Source organism: Enterobacter sp. MGH 16, assembly GCF_000493175.1.
Taxonomy (GTDB): Bacteria; Pseudomonadota; Gammaproteobacteria; order Enterobacterales; family Enterobacteriaceae; genus Enterobacter; species Enterobacter roggenkampii.
This window is the reverse complement of sequence record NZ_KI535695.1, coordinates 2,134,465-2,153,754: the sequence shown is the minus strand read 5'-3', so window position 1 is coordinate 2,153,754 and position 19,290 is coordinate 2,134,465. Positions and strand designations below refer to the sequence as shown.

Genomic DNA, 19,290 nt, shown 5'->3' with positions numbered 1-19,290 from the left:
GGGGCTACTTCTGAGGACTCCTGCCATGCCTGATAGCCATCGCGTTTACAGCTACTCCGCCGTTCTGATGGGCTCGCCCATCCTCCTGAAACTCTTCTCCCATGACGAAGCCCTCGCGTCCCGCGTGTTTCGTCTGATCAAACAGTACGAAGATCTGCTCACCGTTAACCGCGCGCACTCGCAGGTGATGGACATTAACCATGCGGCGGGCCAGCATCCGGTCACCGTCAGTCGGCCGGTGTTTGATCTGATCCGCTGTGCAAAAGCGGCAAGCTTGCTCAAGGACAGCGCCTTTAATCTGGCGATCGGTCCGCTGGTGAAGCGCTGGAAGATTGGTTTTCAGGGGGACAGCGTTCCGCCTGCCGATGAAATCGCGTCGCTGCTGGCGATAACCCGGCCCGAGGATGTTCTCCTTGATGAGGCCAGCAGCAGCGTGTTTCTGACCAGAGCGGGGATGGAGATCGATCTGGGAGCGATTGCCAAAGGCTATATCGCCGATCGGGTGCGGGATTACCTGCATAAAGAGGGCGCGGAGCTGGGGCTGATTAACCTCGGCGGCAACATTCAGACGTTAGGCTCGCCGGAAGGGGGCTGGAACGTCGGGCTGAAAAAACCGTTCGCCGGAGATGCGCTGATCGGCACGATGATCGTTGAGAACGTGTCCGTCGTCACGTCGGGAACGTACGAGCGCTATTTTGAACAAGACGGCAAACGCTATCACCACATTCTTGATCCGCGCACCGGTTACCCGCTCGATAACGAACTGGACAGCGTCACCATCATTTCGAAAGATTCCATCGACGGCGATATCTGGACCACGCTGATGTACGGCATGGGCGTGGAGAAGGGCTGTGCCGCGCTGCGTGCGCGCCCCGACATTGAGGCCATCTTTGTGACCAAAACAAAAGAAGTGGTGTTCTCTTCAGCACACCACTTCCGCTTTACCCTGCTGGATGATACCTACCGCGTTACTGACAGTATTGCTTGAGCAGGCCCGTTTGCTCCGGCTGGAGACGGTAGCGATACACCGGACGCCCGGTGGCGCCGTAGTGAATGCTGGTGAACAGAATATTGATTTGCGCCAGCCAGATCAGGTATTTGCGGCAGGACACGCGGGAAATATTGACCGCGTTTGCCAGATCGTCGGTGGAAAACTCCGTCTCCGGGTGAGCGTCAATCCACTGGCAAATCGTGCGCAGCGTTTGCGGCGTTAACCCTTTCGGCAGCTTTTTGCTGTCCGCCAGTTCCGGCGCCCCGCCGTGGATCAGCCGGTCGACGTCCGCCTGCTCGTAATACTGGTGCGACCCCATCAGGCTGTGCTTGGCCTTCCAGCCGTTCAGCGCCTCTTCAAAGCGCGGGAACTGGAACGGCTTTATCAGATAATCCACCACGCCGTAATGGATGGAGGTCTGGATCGTCGCGGCGTCGGCGGCCGAGGAGATCATGATCACGTCGATTGGGCGGCCGGATGCGCGAATCACGGGCAGCAGATCCAGCCCGTTATCCTGCTGCATATAGACATCCAGCAGCACCAGATCGACGGGCTGGCTGGGGTCATTAATGATGGCCTCGGCCTGGCTTAGCGTGGAGGCGACGCCGCAGCAGCTAAAGCCTTCAACACGGTTGACATACAGACGGTTGAGGTCGGCTACCATGGCGTCATCATCGACAATTAACACATTTATCACGCGATTTTCCTCTCGCTATCCCAGGGGATGTGAACAAAAAATTGGGTAAATACGCCGGGCTCAGACTCGACGGAGATATCGCCGCCAAGGTTCTGAATCTGCTGGCGAGCAAGGAACAGCCCAACGCCGCGGTTTTCACCTTTTGTTGAGAAGCCCTTTGTAAAAATAGACTCCAGCTGAGTGGGATCAATGCCGGGGCCATCGTCGCTGACTTCACAGCTGAGCCAGCCATTCTGATAATGCAGCAGCAGGCCGATCTCGCCCTCCTGCTGTCCTTCCATCGCGTCGAGCGCGTTTTCAATGAGATTGCCCAGCGCGGTGATCAGCACCGCGACCTGCTCTTCACTTGCGGTATCCGGTATCTGGCTTTCATCCGCCAGCGTCAGGGTGACGCCCGCTTCTTTCGCCCGGTTGATTTTACCCAGCAGGAACCCGGCAACCACCGGGGATTTTACCTTGCTCTGTATCGTACCGATATCCGTCTGGTAATGATGTGCCGTCTGGAGAATGTACTCTTCCAGCTTGTCGTAGCGCTTAATATTCAGCAGGCCGAGTATCACATGCAGTTTATTCATAAACTCGTGGGTGTGGGCGCGCAGGGCATCGACGTAGTTAACCATGCCGTCCAGACGCTGCATCAGCTGGCTGACTTCCGTTTTATCACGGAAGGTGGTGATGGCGCCGATCACCCGATCCTGACTTTTCACGGGGACCATGTTGCACAGCAATAGCCGACCGTTGCAGCTGATCTCCTGATCCTGGCGTGCGACGCCCGTCTTCGAGACGTCACGCAGGCTGGCCAGCAGGGGCGCGCTGGTGTTTTCGGTCTGCTTGCCGGAGGGGAGAAGCAATATTTCTCTGGCGGTCTGATTAATCATCGTCACGCGCCCGTGTATATCAACGGCCAGAACACCCTCGCGAAGCGACTGCAGCATCGCCTGGCGTTGTTCGAACAGGGCGGAGATTTCGTAGGGTTCGAGCCCGAACAGAATGCGCTTCAGAACCCGCACCAGACCCCAAATCGCCATAGAACTCATAAAAATACTGAACAAAATGGTCCAGACGGCGTTTAGCCGCCCGCGAGCGATCTGCTCTTCAACCTTATTCAGGGAGATTCCGACGACCACCACGCCAATCTGCTCGTGCTGCGCGTCGTAGACGGGCGTAAAAACGCGCAGCGCTTCGGCGAGCGCGCCCCGGTTAACCGAAACGTTCTCTTTGCCTTCCAGCGCGGGGGTTAAATCGTCACCGATAAAATGCAGCCCGAGCAGCGCCTCATTCGGATGAGAGTAGCGGATCCCGCGCATATCAGTGACCACGGTGAACAGCAGATCGTTTCGCTTCGTCACCGCCTGGGCGATGGGCTGAATAATGTTCTCCTGCGGTGCCTGCATCAGGCCGCGCTGGATCTCGGGGCTGTCGGCGAGGGTGCGGGCAATGCCGAGCGCGGTGTCTTTGACATCATCGCGCGTTGCGCGGGTGATCTGCACCGAATAGAGCGCAAAAACCACCAGCAGAACTGAACCGATAATCGCGCACACCATCAGCGTGACCAGCGTATTGAGTTTCATGGGGCGCTTGCGCGTCGGAAGGAAAGGCTGCAAATCGCTCATCAACACTCCGCGATGATTAAGTAAGGGGGTAATTATCGCCGATGACGCACTTTTCTTAAAGCCATGTAAAAGCGTGGATTTGGTCCTCTTTTCGTGACCCTCCTCGCATGTCATCTATATAAAACACTTTATAGTGTGTGGGTACTCATAATAAGGAGGCTGTTTATGAGCATTATGCTTACCGGTTCGGTCAAGGAAAGACGGCACGCCAGCACGATGAATATCGATAGATTGTCCACGCTGGACATGCTGAAAGTCATTCACCAGGATGATGCACTCATTTCTGCTGCTATCACCCCTTGTTTACAGACGATTGCCCGCGCGGTGGATAACGCTGCCGCGACTCTCAATCACGGTGGTCGCCTGGTCATTGTCGGGGCGGGGCCGTCTGGCCGCGTCGCGCAACAGGTTGCCGATGACTATGCGCCGGGCAAAACCCCTGTGATGGCCGTAACGGCACAAGAGGGGGAAGGGAGCTACGAGCGCGGCGTTTCCGACCTGCAGGCCATTAAATTTGGTGAACACGATATGATGCTGGCCGTGACCGTCAGCGGAAAAACGCCGTGGGTCTGGGGAGCGATGCGGCATGCATGGTCGCTGGGTTCGCCGGTCGCCGTGATTACCGGTGATGCGCAAAGTGAAGCCGCGCAGCTGGCGAGTATGGTTATAGCCCCCGAACTGGGTGCCGATGTGGTGGCCGGCTATCTCAACACCAAAGCGGGGATCGCGCAAAAAATGATCCTCTCGATGATCGCTACCGGGCTGGCCGTTCGAACCGGGCGCGTATACAGCAACCTGCGGGTGGATCTTGAGGCAAGCAACACCAAATGGGCCGAACGTCAAATCGCCATTGTAATGGAAGCGGGGGGATGCTCCCGGGCGGAGGCAAAAGCGGCGCTGGAGAGCTGTAACCATCACTGTAAAACAGCGGTATTGATGGTGCTGACAGGGCTGGATGCGTGGAAAGCTCATGAGCTGCTGGCGCAGAATAACGGGTTTATCCGCGTGGCGCTGCAGGAAGCGCCGTAATACGTACCGTTAATAAATAAAAAAGGCCGCAGATGCGGCCTTTGGTATTTTTAGAGGTTAGAACTGGTAGGTCATGCCCACACCAACGATGTCGTCGGTGGAAATACCGTATGCGTCATACAGCGCTTCATCGTTGTCCAGCATGTTGATTTTGTAATCAACATAAGTGGAGAAGTTTTTGTTGAAGCTGTAGGTCATGCCCAGGTCGATGTAGTTAACCAGATCCTGATTGAATCCTTTACCGTCCAGGTCTTTACCTTTTGAGTAAACCCATGCCAGGGAAGGACGCAGACCGAAGTCGAACTGGTACTGTGCAACCGCTTCAAAGTTCTGAGTCTGGTTGGCGATACCAACGTTGCCGATTGGCGTCATGTTGCGGGTTTCCGCATACATCATCGCCAGATAAACGCTGTTTGCGTCGTATTTCGCGCCAACGGTCCAGGCTTCAGCTTTTTCGCCACCCGCAAAACCGATGCTTTCTGCGGCTTTGCCGTAGGCAACCTGATCGTTGGTACGGTCAGAAGAAGAGTACGCTGCACCCAGGCTCAGGCCGGACAGATCGCCAGAGAAGTCATAGGAGGTGGACATACCGAAGCCGTCGCCGTTCTGGAAGCGTACGTCTTTATGACCGTTTTTAGTGCCTTCCTGATCTTCGTTAGCGTTAGCACCTTCGTTAGCACCCTGATACTGCAGCGCAAAGTTCAGGCCATCAACCAGACCAAAGAAATCATTATTACGATAGGTCGCAACACCGTTGGTACGGCCAACCATAAAGTTATCAGTCCAGGTGTAGGAATCACCGCCAAATACAGGCAGCATATCGGTCCACGCTTCAACGTCGTACACGACGCCGTAATTACGGCCATAATCAAATGAACCGTATTCGCCAAATTTCAGGCCAGCGTATGCCAGACGGTTAAAGGATTTATCACCCGCGCCTTCGGTATCGTTAGCGTAGGTTTTATATTCCCACTGGCCGTAACCGGTCAGGTCGTTAGTGATCTGGGTTTCGCCTTTGAAACCAATCTGTACATAGGTTTCATCGCCGTCGTCGCCAGGGTTGTCAGAGAAGGTATGACGCGCGTCGACCTTACCGTACAGGTCAACTTTATTGCCGTCTTTGTTGTACATTTCAGCCGCATTTGCTGCGCCTGCCATTAATAACGCGGGTACAAGAATTGCCAGAACTTTTCTTTTCATTATATATTCCCTTTAAAGATAATTTATATGAATATATGTAATTACCCTCCGTAATTACAGGGTTGATACTATTCCAGGAGATGTGGTTTAGTTTCAAAAATAAATGTAATAAAATTCTATGAAATATTTCAAATTATTTCTATAAATCTCTTTATTTTTCCGGTGAATTAATTAATTGAATTTATAAGGGGTAATTATTATTAAATATTTCGCATTTCTATTTTTTAATTTATTTAATTTGGCTATGTTATAATTCATCCTTTTTTTAACAACAGGACATGACGATGGAACTGGCCCGGTGGCAGCATGGCTTTGAGCGCTGGCTCAAGGAAAATCATCAGAACGACGATACCGCACATGATATTTCGCATTTTCGACGGGTCTGGATGACGGCGCAAAAAATCATGGTTCACCACACGGTCGAGCCGCGGGTGATTCTGGCCGCATGCTATTTTCACGATATTGTCAGCCTGCCGAAAAATCATCCCGAACGCAGTCAGTCGTCAAGGCTCGCCGCGCGTAAGACGAGCGACATTCTGCGCCGCGACTTTCCGGACTTTCCGCCAGAGCATATTGCCGCCGTCGCGCACGCGATTGAGGCGCACAGCTTTAGCGCCGAAATCGCGCCGCAGAGTATGGAAGCCAAAATAGTGCAGGACGCTGACCGGCTGGAAGCGTTAGGTGCTATCGGCCTGGCGCGCGTTTTTGCCGTCTCGGGCGCGCTGGGCGTGCCGCTATTTGACGCGGACGATCCCTTTGCCGATGCGCGCTCTCTCGACGATAGGGCATTTGCCCTCGACCATTTTCAGACCAAGCTGCTGCGTTTGCCTGATACAATGCAGACGGAAATGGGCCGCGAACTGGCACGTCACAATGCCGATTTCCTGATCCAGTTTATGGCGAAACTCAGCGCCGAATTACACGGCGACTGCCTCGGGCTGGATAGCGAGGTGCTGAGCCGCTTCCGTCGCAGTTTGCGCAACTGAACTGTGGTAATCTGTTCCCAGTCTTTACTCTCCGGTTAAAAGAATGCAGGAAAATCGAGCAGTGAAAGAGCCCGCGCCCGCGCAGGCTGAGAAATCAACGGCAACGGTGCAGGCCTTACTGCGCCAGCTGTTGGATATCTATGATGCTAAAACGCTGGCCAGTCTGCTGGTGGCGCACGGCGAAAGCCACTGGAGCCCGGCGATCCTTAAACGTCTGCTGACCAGCGAGCGAGCAGGGCGTCGCCTGAGTGAAGGCGAGTTTCGTTATCTGCAAAACCTGCTTCCGCGACCTTCTGCCGCGCACCCGAACTATGCCTTCCGGTTTATCGATCTGTTTGCCGGTATCGGCGGTATTCGGCACGGTTTTGAAGCTATCGGCGGACAGTGCGTATTTACCAGCGAGTGGAACAAGCACGCCGTGCGGACCTATAAGGCCAACTGGTACTGCGACCCGCACGAGCATCATTTCAACGCCGATATTCGCGATGTCACCCTGAGCCATAAAAGCGGCGTGAGCGATGAGCAGGCCGCCGAGCATATTCGTCAGACGATCCCCGCGCATGACGTGCTGCTGGCCGGCTTCCCGTGCCAGCCTTTTTCGCTGGCCGGCGTCTCCAAGAAGAATGCCCTCGGACGCGCCCACGGTTTCGCCTGCGATACGCAGGGAACGCTGTTTTTTGACGTGGCGCGCATTATTGACGCCCGTCGTCCGGCCATTTTTGTACTGGAAAACGTCAAAAACTTAAAAAGCCACGACGGCGGGAAAACCTTCCGCATTATCATGCAAACGCTGGATGAGCTGGGTTATGACGTGGCCGATTCAGAGGACATGGGCGCGGACGATCCTAAAATCATTGATGGGAAACATTTCCTGCCCCAGCATCGCGAACGTATCGTGCTGGTGGGCTTCCGCCGCGATCTCAATCTGAAGGGGGATTTCACCCTGCGGGATATTCCTTCTCTGTATCCCGAGCGCCGTCCTACCGTGGCCGACCTGCTGGAACCGGTCGTCGACGCGAAATTTATCCTGACCCCGGTGCTGTGGAAATACCTTTACCGCTATGCCAAGAAGCATCAGGCGAAAGGCAACGGCTTCGGTTTTGGGATGGTCAACCCGAACGATCCGCACAGCGTCACCCGTACGCTGTCTGCTCGCTACTTTAAAGACGGTGCGGAAATCCTGATCGACAGAGGCTGGGACAAAGCGCTGGGTGAAAAAGATTTCGACGATCCGCACAACCAGCGTCATCGCCCACGGCGCTTAACGCCGCGGGAATGCGCCCGGTTGATGGGCTTTGAAACGCCGCAAGGCTACGGTTTCCGCATTCCGGTTTCAGACACCCAGGCGTACCGCCAGTTTGGTAACTCGGTCGTCGTTCCCGCGTTTGCGGCTGTCGCAAAACTGCTGGCTCCGCGCATCAGACAGGCGGTGGCGCTACGCCAGAGTGAGGCCGTCAATGACGGACGTTCACGATAAGGCCACGCGCAGTAAAAACATGCGTGCCATCGGCACGCGTGACACCGCCATTGAAAAGCGCCTGGCCGCGCTGCTGACGCAGGCAGGGTTTGACTTTCGCGTGCAGGATCCCGCCCTGGCGGGTCGTCCCGATTTCGTCCTCGACGCCTGGCAGTGCATCATCTTTACTCACGGCTGCTTCTGGCACCATCACGACTGCTACCTGTTTAAAGTCCCCGCGACGCGCACCGATTTCTGGCTGGATAAGATTGGTAAAAACGTCGAGCGCGACAATCGGGATCTCACCGCGCTGATTGCGCAGGGCTGGCGGGTGCTGATCGTCTGGGAGTGTGCGCTGAGAGGCAGACTAAAGCTGAACGATACCGATCTGCGCGAACGGCTGGAAGAGTGGATCTGCGGCGGCGGTCAGACCGCGCAGATCGACACGCAGGGTATTCACCTGCTTACGGTTTCTCCACCTCACAAGGCGTGACCACCGGTTTTGCCGGCAGCAAATATTTGCCCAGCGTGACCAGTACGACGGCAAACACGATGATCCCTAAAGCAATCCATTCCACAGGCGAGAGCGTTTCTCCTCCCAGTCCTGTCCCGAGCAGCACGGCCACGACCGGGTTAACGTAGGCGTAGCTGGTGGCGACCGCCGGGGAGACGTTGCGGATCAGGAACATATAGGCGTTAATGGCGATGATAGAGCCAAACAGCGCCAGGTAGCCCACCGCGAGAAAGCCCGACAGGTCCGGCAGCGCGGTCAGCTTTTCTCCCGTCAGGGTGGAGGCCAGAAGCAGGACAATCCCCGCGGCGAGCATCTCAATCGCACCGGCCATCATGCCGGTCGGCAGTTCGATACGCGACCCGTAGACGGAGCCGAACGCCCAGCTCATCGAGCCGATAAGGATAATCACCGCGCCCCACGGATTCCCGCTCAGGTTGCCGCCGCTGTTGAGCAGAACAATGCCGGCCAGCCCAATCCCAATCCCCAGCCATTCCAGCTTGCGGGTGCGGATGCCGAAAAGACGGCTGAAGCAGAGGGTAAACAGCGGTACGGTGGCAACGACCACGGCGGCGATCCCGGACGGGACGTTCTGGTGCTCGGCAATCGTCACAAACCCGTTCCCCACTGCCAGCAGCAGCAGGCCGATCAGGGCGGCATTCAGCATCGGGCGCAGCGGGGGAAGCTTATGCCCGCGCAGCATCAGGAAGGCCAGCAGCAGGATACCCGCCGAAAGGAAGCGGATACCCGCCATCATCAGCGGCGGCCAGCTTTCCACGCCGATGCGAATGACAAAGTAGGTTGAGCCCCAGATGATGTACAGCGAAAAGAGTGCCCCGATGAGCGGTAGCAATTGCCGGAAACGCATAATCCCTCACGTCGAAATAAAAAGGTCGCTGATAGTAAACGCGAAAACTATCGCGCTGGCGAGCCCTTTAATTGTGTAGCTGATGTGAATTTTTTGTTGACGTAAGGTGCCTGTTTCCGGGTTTGCGCTTTTGCTCCATACTATTCACTTAATTACCAAAAAATGAAGGATTAAGATTTTGGCAGGAAGTAGCTTATTAACATTGCTGGATGATATAGCCACCCTACTGGACGACATTTCAGTGATGGGGAAACTGGCGGCGAAGAAAACCGCAGGCGTGCTGGGCGATGATTTATCGCTTAACGCTCAGCAGGTGAGTGGGGTGAGGGCAAACCGTGAACTGCCGGTGGTGTGGGGCGTGGCGAAAGGTTCCTTCCTGAATAAGGTGATCCTGGTGCCGCTGGCGCTGCTGATCAGCGCCTTTATCCCCTGGGCCATCACGCCGTTACTGATGATCGGTGGGGCATTTCTCTGCTTCGAGGGCGTGGAGAAAGTGCTGCATTCCTTTAGCGCGCGCAAGCAGAGCGATACGCCGGAGGTGCGCCAGCAGCGTCTTGAAGCGCTGGCCGCGCAGGATCCAAAAACCTTCGAGCGCGATAAGGTCAAAGGCGCTATTCGGACCGACTTTATCCTGTCTGCGGAAATCGTCGCGATTACGCTGGGGATTGTCTCTGACGCGCCGCTTCTGAACCAGGTGCTGATCCTCTCCGGCATCGCGATTCTGGTCACCGTGGGCGTGTACGGTCTGGTGGGACTGATCGTCAAGCTGGACGATATTGGCTACTGGCTGGAAGAAAAGTCGAGCGCGGTGGCAAGAGGCATCGGCAAAAGCCTGCTGGTGCTGGCGCCCTGGCTGATGAAGAGCTTGTCGGTGGTGGGCACGCTGGCGATGTTCCTCGTAGGCGGCGGAATTGTGGTTCACGGCATTGCGCCGCTGCACCATGCCATCGAACATTTCTCCTCCACGCAGGGGGCCGTTATCGCGGCGATTCTGCCCACGCTGCTGAACCTGGTGCTGGGCTTTATCATTGGCGCTATCGTCGTTGCGGCGGTGAAGCTGGTTGAGAAAATTCGCGGCACGTCGCACTAATTGTTACCGTCGGCAGGATGCAAAAAGACCATTCCTCGTCTAAATTGAAACAGTTTCACCCTGATACAGGAGGCAGGTATGGTCTTTTTGGTCAGTGATGAAGTTAAGCCTAAAAAGGGCGGCCCACGTATGATCGTCACCGGGTATTCCAGCGGAATGGTGGAATGCCGGTGGCACGATGGCTATAGCATCAAGCGGGAAGCATTCCGTGAAGATGAGCTTCAGCCGGGGGACGGGCAGCACAAACGGGACAAGGCTTAATCACATAACGCCCGGCTTTGCCGGGCGTTTTTATCTCAGGTTTCGGGTATAGAGCAGTAATCAGGGAGTGTGTGTGCAGCGCGATACCTTTGTTGTAAGACAAACTTTTTTGCAATGGCTGCATAAGCGTAGCAATCCGGGGCGGATTGTTAATCTCTGTTTTCTGATCGTTCTGGTGTTTTCCACGCTCCTGACCTGGCGTGAGGTGGTGGTGCTGGAAGAGGCGTACATCTCCAGCCAGCGCAATCATCTGGATACGGTGGCCAGTTCGCTGGACAGGCAGTTACAGAACAGCGTCGACAGGATGCTGTTATTCCGCCAGGGCATGCATGATGCAATCGAGACGCCGCTGGCCTTTGATGTCCTACAGGATGCGGTGTCACGCTTTAACACCGTCCGCATGCTCCCCACCTGGCAGCTCGCCGTTGATAAAAAGCGCACCCTTCCCATCAACGGGGTCTCGGATGCGTTCGTGGATAAAACCACGCTTCTGAACCGGGACGCTGAGCGCATCAGTCATGAAATTTCTGCCGCGCTCGAAGTGGGGTATCTGCTCAGGCTGGCGTCATCGAGAGCGCAAACGGAAGCGCGGGTGATCTACGTCTCCCGCGCCGGTTTTTTCCTTTCCACGGATACGCCGGATCGGGCGGGTGATATTACCGCCCGCTATTATAATCTGGTCACGCAGTCCTGGTTTACCCAGCAGTCAGAACGTAACAACCGCGCCCGCGCCGTGCGCTGGTTTATCTCCACGCCTTCATCCTGGACCGGGGATGAACGCACGATCACCGCCAGCGTCCCCATCTATTTCGATCATTACTGGTACGGCGTCGTGGCGATGGATTTTACATTAGACACGATGCAGCGTTTGCTGACCGACGCGACGGAAGACCGGACGGAGGGGGAGTATCAGCTGTACGATACTAGGCTTAATATGATTGCCACCTCAGCCCACGCGGGAAGCCCGGTGAACCAGTTTGACGAACGCGAAACGGCGCAGATTGCCCAGGCGATTGAACATGATACCGGCGGCGGTATCCGCCTCGGGAGCCGGTTTATCACTTGGGAACGGCTCGATCACTTCGATGGCGTCGTCCTGCGGATCCACACCCTGCACGAAGGGGTGCAGGACGACTTCGGCAGTATCAGCATTGTGCTGGCGCTGCTGTGGGCGCTCTTTACCGCCATGCTGTTGATCTCGTGGCTGGTGATCCGTCGGATGGTGAGTAACATGTATACGCTTCAGCACTCGCTCCAGTGGCAGGCCTGGCACGATCCGCTGACCCGATTGAATAATCGCGGCGCGCTGTTCGACCGAGCAAAATTGCTGGCGGAAACCTGTCGTCAGCAGTCGCTGCCGTTCTCGGTGATTCAGATCGATCTCGACTATTTTAAAAACATCAACGACCGTTTCGGCCATCAGGCCGGTGATAAGGTGCTTTCCCATACGGCAGGCGTGATTGCCAGCGCGTTACGCAAGAATGACGTGGCCGGACGCGTCGGTGGCGAAGAGTTTTGTGTGGTCCTTCCCGGTCTTGGTCTGGAGGAGGCGAGAGGCGTCGCCGAACGCATTCGTTGCCGAATCAACAGTAAGGAGATCCTGGTGAAGAAGAGCACAACCCTGCGTATCAGCGCGTCACTGGGCGTCAGCAGCGCGGATGAAACGGGCAATTACGATTTTGAACAGCTGCAGTCCGTGGCGGACGCCCGGCTGTATCAGGCCAAGCAGAGCGGGCGTAACCGGGTCGTGTGGCGGGATCAGGACAGGAAATGATCCAGCCCCTCCTGCCAGCCCGCAGGCCCGGGCTGTTGGGTGTGATAGACCCGCGCGGGGTTATCGTCCCGTAGCGTGATGCCCTGGCGGTTAATCCCCTTGATCACCACCGCGAAGTCCATGCTGTCGAGCAGCGGCGCATCGTTGGGACCGTCGCCGAGCCCTAGCGTGGTGGGTTCTATGTCTTCCTGCTCGCGATACCGTTCAATCAGCCAGTTAACCGCCACGTCTTTACCGCAGCGGGCGTCCAGAATATGCCAGAAGCGCGCCCCCTGCAGGCATTGCAGGCCGCTGTGCGCCAGTTCCTCGTCAAACTGGAGCAAGTTCTCGTCGGTATCGCGCCAGATCAGCGTGACGGAGGCTTCGTGCTTGCGGGCAAGCGTCGAACGGTAGCGCGTCAGTCCGGTCCACTCGCTAATAACGTGCTCATCCACATCGTCAAAGGTGGTGAATTTAAAGCCCGTCTGCAGGCGAATCTGCTCGATCCGCGGACGAATATCCCGGTGTGTCATCCCTCTAATCTGACGCTGGATATTGTCCCAGCGCACGTCAGGCTGAATCACCGCGCCGTTCTCGGCAATAAACGGCAGGCCTTCCAGCCCCAGATCCTGCTGAATATCCAGCATCTCTGCCGCGGTTTTGCTGCTGCAGAGAATGATCGGAATCTGGTTATCCTGCAGCCTGTCCAGCCAGGGCATGGCGGGTTGCCAGTCATAGGTATGAATATCCAGCAACGAGCCATCCAGGTCGGAAAAAATCAGCAAGGTATCCCGCAGTGAAGGCATAGTGACTCCCGGTGACGGATGCGTTTCTCTCTAAGAAAATTCCTAAAAAATATCCGAATTGTTAACCGGAGAAATGAGAGTATTCCCTGGCAAACCCGCATTCGGCGTATGTTATTGCTCATAACCAAAAGCATTATGTTAAAAATATTATATTCATCCTAAGAATATATGCTTGTCAGACAAATTCGTTGGGGATAGTGTGGCATGTACATCAGATTTCCTGGTGTAACGAATTTTCAAGTGCTTCTTGCATAAGCAAGTTTTGATCCCGGTCATCCCCATGACCGGGATTTTTTTCGCCCTAACGATTGGCTTCCGACACGCTAAAGTCGTGAATATCGAGCTCGAAGGCCTCGGCCAGCTCGCGATAGGTGTGATAATCCCTTCCGTTGACAATGACGCGGTCCGAATTGTCGTCCGAGCGGCGGACTTCTGACTCGCTGATCTCATTGATGGCGGCCAGCAGGGCATCGACATCCACCTCGACTTCGCGCTTGATGGTATCGCTGTACTCTTTATCGGTCTTCATTGCGGGACTCCTCTTTCAACCTGCAAACGTGTCCAGGGTTAAGTATAGCCTGTGCATAAAAACGCCATTCACGCCGGGCGGCGATGTGCGTTTTTGCGTTTTGTTCTACACTGGCTCAAAACCAGAGGAGGAATGTATGAAGGTCAACGATCGGGTAACCGTTAAAACGGACGGTGGGCCGCGCCGCCCGGGTGTGGTGCTGGCAATTGAAGAGTTTAGCGAAGGTACAATGTACCTGGTATCACTGGAAGACTACCCGCTCGGCATTTGGTTTTTTAACGAACTGGGGCATCCGGACGGTATTTTTGTTGAGAAAGCAGACTAGCACGGCGTCGGGTAGCACATTGCGTGCCCGACACCCGCTGTAAAAGCAAAAATCTCTGGCCAGGCCAGAGATCAAAGGTAGGGTGCACAGGGTCTTTTCTTAAGCGACTAACGCATGTTGACGAAAATCCCGTTCGTCACATTATCGGTCAGGCGTACCACGTGGTAGATCACTTGCTTATTATGCGTTTTAATTTTCCGTTTAATATTTCCTTTGTGTGATGAAACGGTTTTCGCTTTAATATTCATCTGGTCGGAGATCTGAATAGTTCCTTGTCCCGCCATCCACATTCGCAGCATACTTGATTCAGTCCTGCTTAATGATAGGGTGGGTAAGTTAACCGCTCCTACATTTTTAACTTCTTTATTCAAATAATCACCCAAAATGTCATCCAGCGACTCGGGTTTAATCGATTTAGAACTGATCAATAAATTTTTACGGACCAACAAATACTCATCGAAATGGATATTCGCGATCGCCATAAAAACAATAAACAGGGTTTTTGGATGCTGATTAATGATTTGCTTAATGTGCTGACTGTTGGCTGGATCGTGAATGAAACAGTCCTCATTAATAAACACCACGCCTGGTTTGAGTTCGTCACAAGCGGCTGCGAGTTCGTCAACGGTGTGTGCATCGTTGATGTCTCTCTTTCTTACCCCTCTGCTTGCCAGGTACCCGGTTAACCCTAGCCGGGTGTAGCTGCATAAATCCATAATGATCGTTGACATGGCATACCCTCACTCAATGCGTAACGATAATTCACCATCTGCCTGAGAGCTCAAAACAGCCATACGGGATGGAAAAAAATAATAAACCTGTGAGCATGACAAAGACTTTCAGGCGGACTCACTATCCCGTAAAGTTACGTATAATTTGCCAGGAATCTTCTTAAAGTAAAGTAAATATTAAGTATTGTGAGGTGGTTAGAAACAATTAAACCGCGTCAGATATATCCTGGAAGATGTTTTTCGCGTTTTATTTTAGGAATATCCTCAGAAAGACAGTAACAACAGTGCGGGCTATTATTTACGTGGCAATTCGCTGACAATATCCGCTAACAGGTTGAATATCTCGCCGAATAAATGTTCACAGAAGGGAGCGATAAGTGGCATCAGTAATGACATTAATAAAATTCCGACCGTCAGCGTCAGCGGAAAACCAATGACAAACACCGAAAGCTGCGGTGCCATTCGGTTGAGTAAACCTAACGCCAGGTTGACGGTCAGCAGCAGGGTGATGATCGGCAGCGCCAGCATCAGCCCGTTGAGGAAGATCAGCCCCGCCGCGCGGGTGAGCGCCAGAAACGCATTGCTGTTCACCGGATTTTCGCCAATCGGCAGCGTATGGAACGTGTCCACCAGCATGGAGATAAGCCACAGATGGCCGTTGAACGACAGGAACAGCAGCATGGCGAGCAGATCGATAATGCGCGCCAGCACGGGCATGTTGAGATGACTGCCAGGGTCAACAAACGTGGCGAACGATAGCCCCATCTGCAGGCCAATCAGTTCCCCCGCGGTACGCACCGCGGCAAAGGCAAGCTGCATGGTAAAGCCAACGGCGACGCCAATCATCACCTGCTGCAGGGCCACCCATACCGCATTCGCCGAGAAGATCGGAATATCCACCGGCGGAAGAGACGGGGCGACGATAATGGAGATGATGATGCCCAGCCCCACTTTGACACGCTTAGGGATCGATTTCTCGCTGAGAATGGGGGCGGTAGAGATCAGCGCCATGATGCGCAGCATCGGCCAAAAATAGACGCCGAGCCACTGAACCCACTGGTCGCTGGTGAAGTGCAGCATCGTCAGGTCAGCCGATGATGTACGGCAGGTTGGTAAACAGGTTGCGCATATAGTCCAGCAGCAGGTTCAGCATCCACGGCCCGGCCACGATAATCGCCACGAACACGGCGATGATTTTCGGGATGAATGACAGCGTCATTTCGTTAATCTGCGTGGCGGCCTGGAGAATACTGATAATCAGACCGGTAACCAGCGCGACAAGCAGCAGCGGCGCGGCAACGGCAATCGCGATTTTCATCGCCTCCGTGCCCATCATCATGACCGATTCGGGTGTCATTGCCGTTCCTTAACTGTAGAAACTCTGCGCCAGCGAGCTGACCAGCAGCTGCCAGCCGTCGACCAGCACAAAGAGCATGATCTTAAAGGGCAGGGCGATGGTCGCGGGCGGCACCATCATCATCCCGAGCGCCATCAGGACGCTGGCGATCACCAGGTCGATAATCAGGAACGGAATAAAGATGGTAAAGCCAATCTGGAATGCGGTTTTCAGCTCGCTGGTCACATAGGCGGGCAGCAGAATACGCATGGGCACCGCTTCCGGTCCCTGCAGCTCGCCGGTGTTGGACAGGCGGGCAAAGAGGGCCAGATCGGCTTCACGCGTCTGGCGCAGCATAAATTCCCGCAGCGGCTGCGCGCCTTTATCCAGCGCTTCCTGCATGGAGATTTTATCTTCGCTGAACGGCTGGTAGGCGTCGGTGTAAATCTTATCGATCACCGGCGACATAATGAAAAAGGTCAAAAACAGCGCCAGCCCGAGCAGAACCTGGTTTGGCGGAGCGGAAGGGGTGCCGAGCGCGTTTCGCAGCAGACCAAAAACGATGATGATGCGGGTGAAGCTGGTCATCATCAGCAGGATAGCCGGAATAAACGTCAGCGAGGTGATGAACACCAGCGTCTGAACCGGAAGCGACCAGCTTTGGCCGCCGCCCGCGAGCGGGGTAGAAACCAGACCGGGCAGTTGCGCATAGACCGCGGGAGCAAACAGGCCAACGCCCGCAAGCGTCAGGGATAACAAACGGCGCATCAGGATCTCCCGGAACGCTTAAGCAAACTCTTCATCACGGACTGGAAATCCGCAGGGGCCTCTGCACGCTCGTCCACCACAGCAGGGGCGGGCGGCAGTTTATGTAACACGCTGATGTTTGACGCCGTGACGCCCAGGACCAGGCGCGCGTCGTCCACCTCGACGATGACCACGCGTTCACGCGGCCCCAGCGTAGTGCTGGCGCTGACCTTCAGCCCGCGGGCACCGGCGGTTTTCCCCGCCAGGCCAAAGCGCTTCGCCAGCCAGGCGGCGATAAGAATAAAGGCAATAATACCGAACAACGCCCCGCTCACCTGGAGCAGAGGCGAGCCGGGAACGGCAGAAGGTTGCGATACTGTTGCCTGGGTTTTCATGCTTAACGGCTCAGACGACGCATACGTTCAGACGGGGTAATGATGTCGGTGATGCGTACGCCGTATTTATCGGCCACCACCACCACTTCACCCTGAGCAATCAGATAGCCGTTGATCAGGATATCCAGCGGCTCGCCGGCCAGACCGTCAAGGGCTACTACGGAGCCCTGCGTCAGGCGCAGCAGCTCTTTAATGGTCATGCGGGTGCGTCCCAGCTCAACGGTCAGCTTAACCGGGATATCCATAATCAGGTCGATATCCTGCAGCGTGCCGCTGACGTCACCGCCGCCAAGCTGCTGGAATACGGCATCCGCTGCGCTTTTGGCCGGGGTCGCTTTTTGCTCGTTTAACGCGTCAGCCCACAGATCGTCCAGTGCTCCGCTGTTTTCATCGGACGGATTGTTCATGTCACTCATTTGGGCTGTTCCTCATTCAGCGAATTCAAAATCGGGTTGATCAAGTGCTCAACGCGTAACGCATACTGACCGTTAATCGTGCCGTACTGGCTTGTCAGCACGGGGACACCATCCACATGGGCAATAATGCGGTCGGGTTTTTCTATCGGCAAAACATCACCGGGTTGTAATTTCAGGATCTGAGATAACCGCAGCGGGATATCGGCGAAGCTCGCCACCAGCTCAAGCTGCGAATGCTGGACCTGGCGGACCAGGTTTTCACGCCAGTTCTGGTCTTCGTTGCGCGAGTTCTCCAGCGGCGGGTTAACCAGCAGCTCGCGCAGCGGTTCGATCATGCTGAACGGCAGGCAGATGTTGAACTCGCCGGTCAGGTTACCGATCTCCACGTGGAACGGCGTGTTCACGACGATATCGTTCGGGGAGGTGGTGATGTTGGTAAATTTCACCTGCATCTCAGAACGGACGTACTCCACTTCCAGCGGGTTAATCGCTTTCCACGCGTCGCTGTAGGACTCCAGCGCCAGCTTCAGCATGCGGTTAATGACGCGCTGTTCGGTGTGGGTGAATTCGCGACCTTCTACTTTGGTCGGGAAACGCCCGTCGCCGCCGAACAGGTTATCCACCGCGATGAACACCAGGCTTGGGGAAAACACCACCAGACCGGTGCCGCGCAGCGGCTTCAGATGAATCAGGTTAAGGTTGGTTGGCACCGGCAGGTTGCGGGCAAACTCGTGATACGGCTGAATGCGGATCGCACCGACCGTAATATCCGGGCTACGACGCAGCAGGTTAAACAGCCCCATACGGAACTGACGTGCAAAACGTTCGTTAATGATCTCCAGCGCCTGCAGACGTTCACGTACCACGCGACGCTGGGTATTCGGGTCATAGGGACGAATATCGCTATCGCCGCCAATACCCGGTTGCGGATCATCACTTTTATCGCTGTCGCCGTTGAGCAGCGCATCGATTTCTGCCTGAGAAAGAATACTGTCGCCCATGTCGTTACCGCAGAATGAAGGCTGTATACAGAACGTCAGTGACTTCCTGCTTAGGTTGGCCGTTTACCAGCGGGGTCGCCAGCGTTTGTTTAATGGCGTCGACCAGCTTTTGCTTACCCACATCGGTGGCCAGCGCCGAAGCGTCCTGACGAGAGAACAGCAGCAGAAGGCGGCTACGCACCTCCGGAAGATAATCATTCAGACGCGCGCGCGTGGCTTCATCCTTCAGGCGCAGCGTAATACCGACATACAGCACACGATCCGCGTCACCGAGGTTCACGGTGAAGGTGTCCAGAGGGAAAAATACCGGCGCCGGCGGTGGTGCAGGTTCGGCTTTGGCCGCAGCGGTCGAAGGTTCCTGCTGCATACGCCAGTAACTATAGCCCGCGGTAGCGCAGGCGGCGAGCGTGATCAACACCAGCAGCGGGATCCAGATGGAACGCTTACTTTTTTTGGTGATAGCGGAGTCAGTCATCTGATACGAGCTTCCTGTTTCGGTACAGCTTAATAAGGTGATTATCCCGTGTCCTGCTGTCGTCAAAGCGTGGA

General features: G+C 55.3%; 22 protein-coding genes and 1 pseudogene. 9 read left to right on the top strand and 14 right to left on the bottom strand.

Translation table 11 applies throughout. From position 1 onward, the window contains the following. The first annotated feature begins 25 nt into the window (after positions 1-25). Positions 26-988 carry an FAD:protein FMN transferase gene (locus L362_RS12565; protein ID WP_023344458.1) on the top strand — a complete coding sequence of 321 codons (963 nt, stop codon included), beginning with the start codon at positions 26-28 and terminating at the stop codon, positions 986-988. On the opposite strand, the gene dcuR is transcribed toward L362_RS12565, so the two are convergent. Both dcuR and L362_RS12575 read right to left on the bottom strand, forming a co-directional pair. Next, on the bottom strand, positions 969-1,688 hold the full coding sequence (gene dcuR, locus L362_RS12570) for a two-component system response regulator DcuR (RefSeq protein ID WP_023325577.1): 720 nt from the start codon (positions 1,686-1,688) through the stop codon (positions 969-971). The two genes, L362_RS12565 and dcuR, sit on opposite strands and share 20 nt — an antisense overlap. Continuing rightward, entirely contained in the window at positions 1,685-3,301 is a 1,617-nt protein-coding gene (locus L362_RS12575; protein ID WP_023293867.1) for a sensor histidine kinase, read from the bottom strand. The genes dcuR and L362_RS12575 overlap by 4 nt, the downstream gene beginning before the upstream one ends. A 165-nt stretch (positions 3,302-3,466) precedes the next feature. On the opposite strand from L362_RS12575, the gene L362_RS12580 reads away from it, so the two are divergent. Continuing rightward, positions 3,467-4,330, top strand: coding sequence for an N-acetylmuramic acid 6-phosphate etherase (locus tag L362_RS12580; RefSeq protein WP_008500299.1), 864 nt, complete (start codon positions 3,467-3,469; stop codon positions 4,328-4,330). Positions 4,331-4,387: 57 nt separating this feature from the next. Here the strand turns inward: L362_RS12580 and ompC are convergent, their stop codons facing one another. Next, positions 4,388-5,530 (bottom strand): porin OmpC, encoded by a 1,143-nt coding sequence (gene ompC, locus L362_RS12585; RefSeq protein WP_023325575.1) that lies wholly within the window; start codon positions 5,528-5,530, stop codon positions 4,388-4,390. 284 nt (positions 5,531-5,814) lie between these two features. Here ompC and L362_RS12590 point away from each other — a divergent pair, with 284 nt between their 5' ends. The 3 genes from L362_RS12590 to L362_RS12600 all read left to right on the top strand — a co-directional run bounded on the left by L362_RS12590 (position 5,815) and on the right by L362_RS12600 (position 8,465). After that, on the top strand, positions 5,815-6,516 hold the full coding sequence (locus L362_RS12590; RefSeq protein ID WP_023344457.1) for a phosphohydrolase: 702 nt from the start codon (positions 5,815-5,817) through the stop codon (positions 6,514-6,516). A gap of 61 nt (positions 6,517-6,577) precedes the next feature. Further along, the gene (locus L362_RS12595; RefSeq protein WP_023344456.1) at positions 6,578-7,993 is read left to right on the top strand and encodes a DNA cytosine methyltransferase; all 1,416 of its coding nucleotides are present in this window, start codon (positions 6,578-6,580) and stop codon (positions 7,991-7,993) included. Beyond that, positions 7,974-8,465: a very short patch repair endonuclease gene (locus L362_RS12600; protein WP_023344455.1), complete on the top strand. Its 492-nt coding sequence runs from the start codon at positions 7,974-7,976 to the stop codon at positions 8,463-8,465. The genes L362_RS12595 and L362_RS12600 overlap by 20 nt, the downstream gene beginning before the upstream one ends. On the opposite strand, the gene yedA is transcribed toward L362_RS12600, so the two are convergent. Continuing rightward, on the bottom strand, positions 8,437-9,351 hold the full coding sequence (gene yedA / locus L362_RS12605; RefSeq protein WP_021241392.1) for a drug/metabolite exporter YedA: 915 nt from the start codon (positions 9,349-9,351) through the stop codon (positions 8,437-8,439). The two genes, L362_RS12600 and yedA, sit on opposite strands and share 29 nt — an antisense overlap. Positions 9,352-9,529: 178 nt before the next feature. Here yedA and L362_RS12610 point away from each other — a divergent pair, with 178 nt between their 5' ends. From L362_RS12610 to dgcQ, 3 genes are all read left to right on the top strand, one after another. Further along, on the top strand, positions 9,530-10,441 hold the full coding sequence (locus L362_RS12610) for a DUF808 domain-containing protein (RefSeq protein WP_008500306.1): 912 nt from the start codon (positions 9,530-9,532) through the stop codon (positions 10,439-10,441). A gap of 78 nt (positions 10,442-10,519) precedes the next feature. Beyond that, positions 10,520-10,702 (top strand): YodC family protein, encoded by a 183-nt coding sequence (locus tag L362_RS12615; RefSeq protein ID WP_008500307.1) that lies wholly within the window; start codon positions 10,520-10,522, stop codon positions 10,700-10,702. Positions 10,703-10,775: 73 nt separating this feature from the next. Next, positions 10,776-12,476, top strand: a complete 1,701-nt coding sequence (dgcQ, locus tag L362_RS12620; RefSeq protein ID WP_021241391.1) for a cellulose biosynthesis regulator diguanylate cyclase DgcQ — start codon at positions 10,776-10,778, stop codon at positions 12,474-12,476. Here the strand turns inward: dgcQ and L362_RS12625 are convergent. Then, positions 12,461-13,261, bottom strand: coding sequence for a mannosyl-3-phosphoglycerate phosphatase-related protein (locus L362_RS12625; protein WP_023344454.1), 801 nt, complete (start codon positions 13,259-13,261; stop codon positions 12,461-12,463). The two genes, dgcQ and L362_RS12625, sit on opposite strands and share 16 nt — an antisense overlap. A 301-nt stretch (positions 13,262-13,562) precedes the next feature. Then, a complete protein-coding gene (gene yodD / locus L362_RS12630; RefSeq protein WP_008500310.1) occupies positions 13,563-13,790 on the bottom strand; it encodes a YodD family peroxide/acid resistance protein in 228 nt (75 codons plus the stop codon). A gap of 136 nt (positions 13,791-13,926) precedes the next feature. Between yodD and dsrB the strand changes: the two genes are divergently transcribed. Then, positions 13,927-14,115: a protein DsrB gene (gene dsrB, locus L362_RS24815; protein ID WP_008500312.1), complete on the top strand. Its 189-nt coding sequence runs from the start codon at positions 13,927-13,929 to the stop codon at positions 14,113-14,115. A gap of 107 nt (positions 14,116-14,222) precedes the next feature. Here dsrB and rcsA read toward each other — a convergent pair whose 3' ends face one another. The 8 genes and pseudogenes from rcsA to fliL form a co-directional block, all read right to left on the bottom strand. Then, positions 14,223-14,846, bottom strand: coding sequence for a transcriptional regulator RcsA (rcsA, locus tag L362_RS12640; RefSeq protein ID WP_008500313.1), 624 nt, complete (start codon positions 14,844-14,846; stop codon positions 14,223-14,225). A 287-nt stretch (positions 14,847-15,133) separates the two neighbouring features. Further along, positions 15,134-15,926, bottom strand: a pseudogene (fliR, locus tag L362_RS12645) (flagellar biosynthetic protein FliR); the annotation flags it as partial. Positions 15,927-15,933: 7 nt separating this feature from the next. Further along, the gene (gene fliQ, locus L362_RS12650) at positions 15,934-16,203 is read right to left on the bottom strand and encodes a flagellar biosynthesis protein FliQ (RefSeq protein WP_008500315.1); all 270 of its coding nucleotides are present in this window, start codon (positions 16,201-16,203) and stop codon (positions 15,934-15,936) included. Positions 16,204-16,212: 9 nt separating this feature from the next. Continuing rightward, complete coding sequence (gene fliP / locus L362_RS12655) at positions 16,213-16,950, bottom strand: flagellar type III secretion system pore protein FliP (protein WP_008500316.1); 738 nt, start codon at positions 16,948-16,950, stop codon at positions 16,213-16,215. Beyond that, on the bottom strand, positions 16,950-17,324 hold the full coding sequence (gene fliO, locus L362_RS12660) for a flagellar biosynthetic protein FliO (RefSeq protein WP_021241389.1): 375 nt from the start codon (positions 17,322-17,324) through the stop codon (positions 16,950-16,952). Before fliO ends, fliP begins: the two co-directional genes overlap by 1 nt. 2 nt (positions 17,325-17,326) lie before the next feature. Next, on the bottom strand, positions 17,327-17,740 hold the full coding sequence (gene fliN, locus L362_RS12665) for a flagellar motor switch protein FliN (RefSeq protein ID WP_008500318.1): 414 nt from the start codon (positions 17,738-17,740) through the stop codon (positions 17,327-17,329). Beyond that, a complete protein-coding gene (fliM, locus tag L362_RS12670) occupies positions 17,737-18,741 on the bottom strand; it encodes a flagellar motor switch protein FliM (RefSeq protein WP_008500320.1) in 1,005 nt (334 codons plus the stop codon). Before fliM ends, fliN begins: the two co-directional genes overlap by 4 nt. Before the next feature lie 4 nt (positions 18,742-18,745). Further along, a complete protein-coding gene (fliL, locus tag L362_RS12675; protein WP_021241388.1) occupies positions 18,746-19,216 on the bottom strand; it encodes a flagellar basal body-associated protein FliL in 471 nt (156 codons plus the stop codon). Between the last annotated feature and the right edge of the window lie 74 nt (positions 19,217-19,290).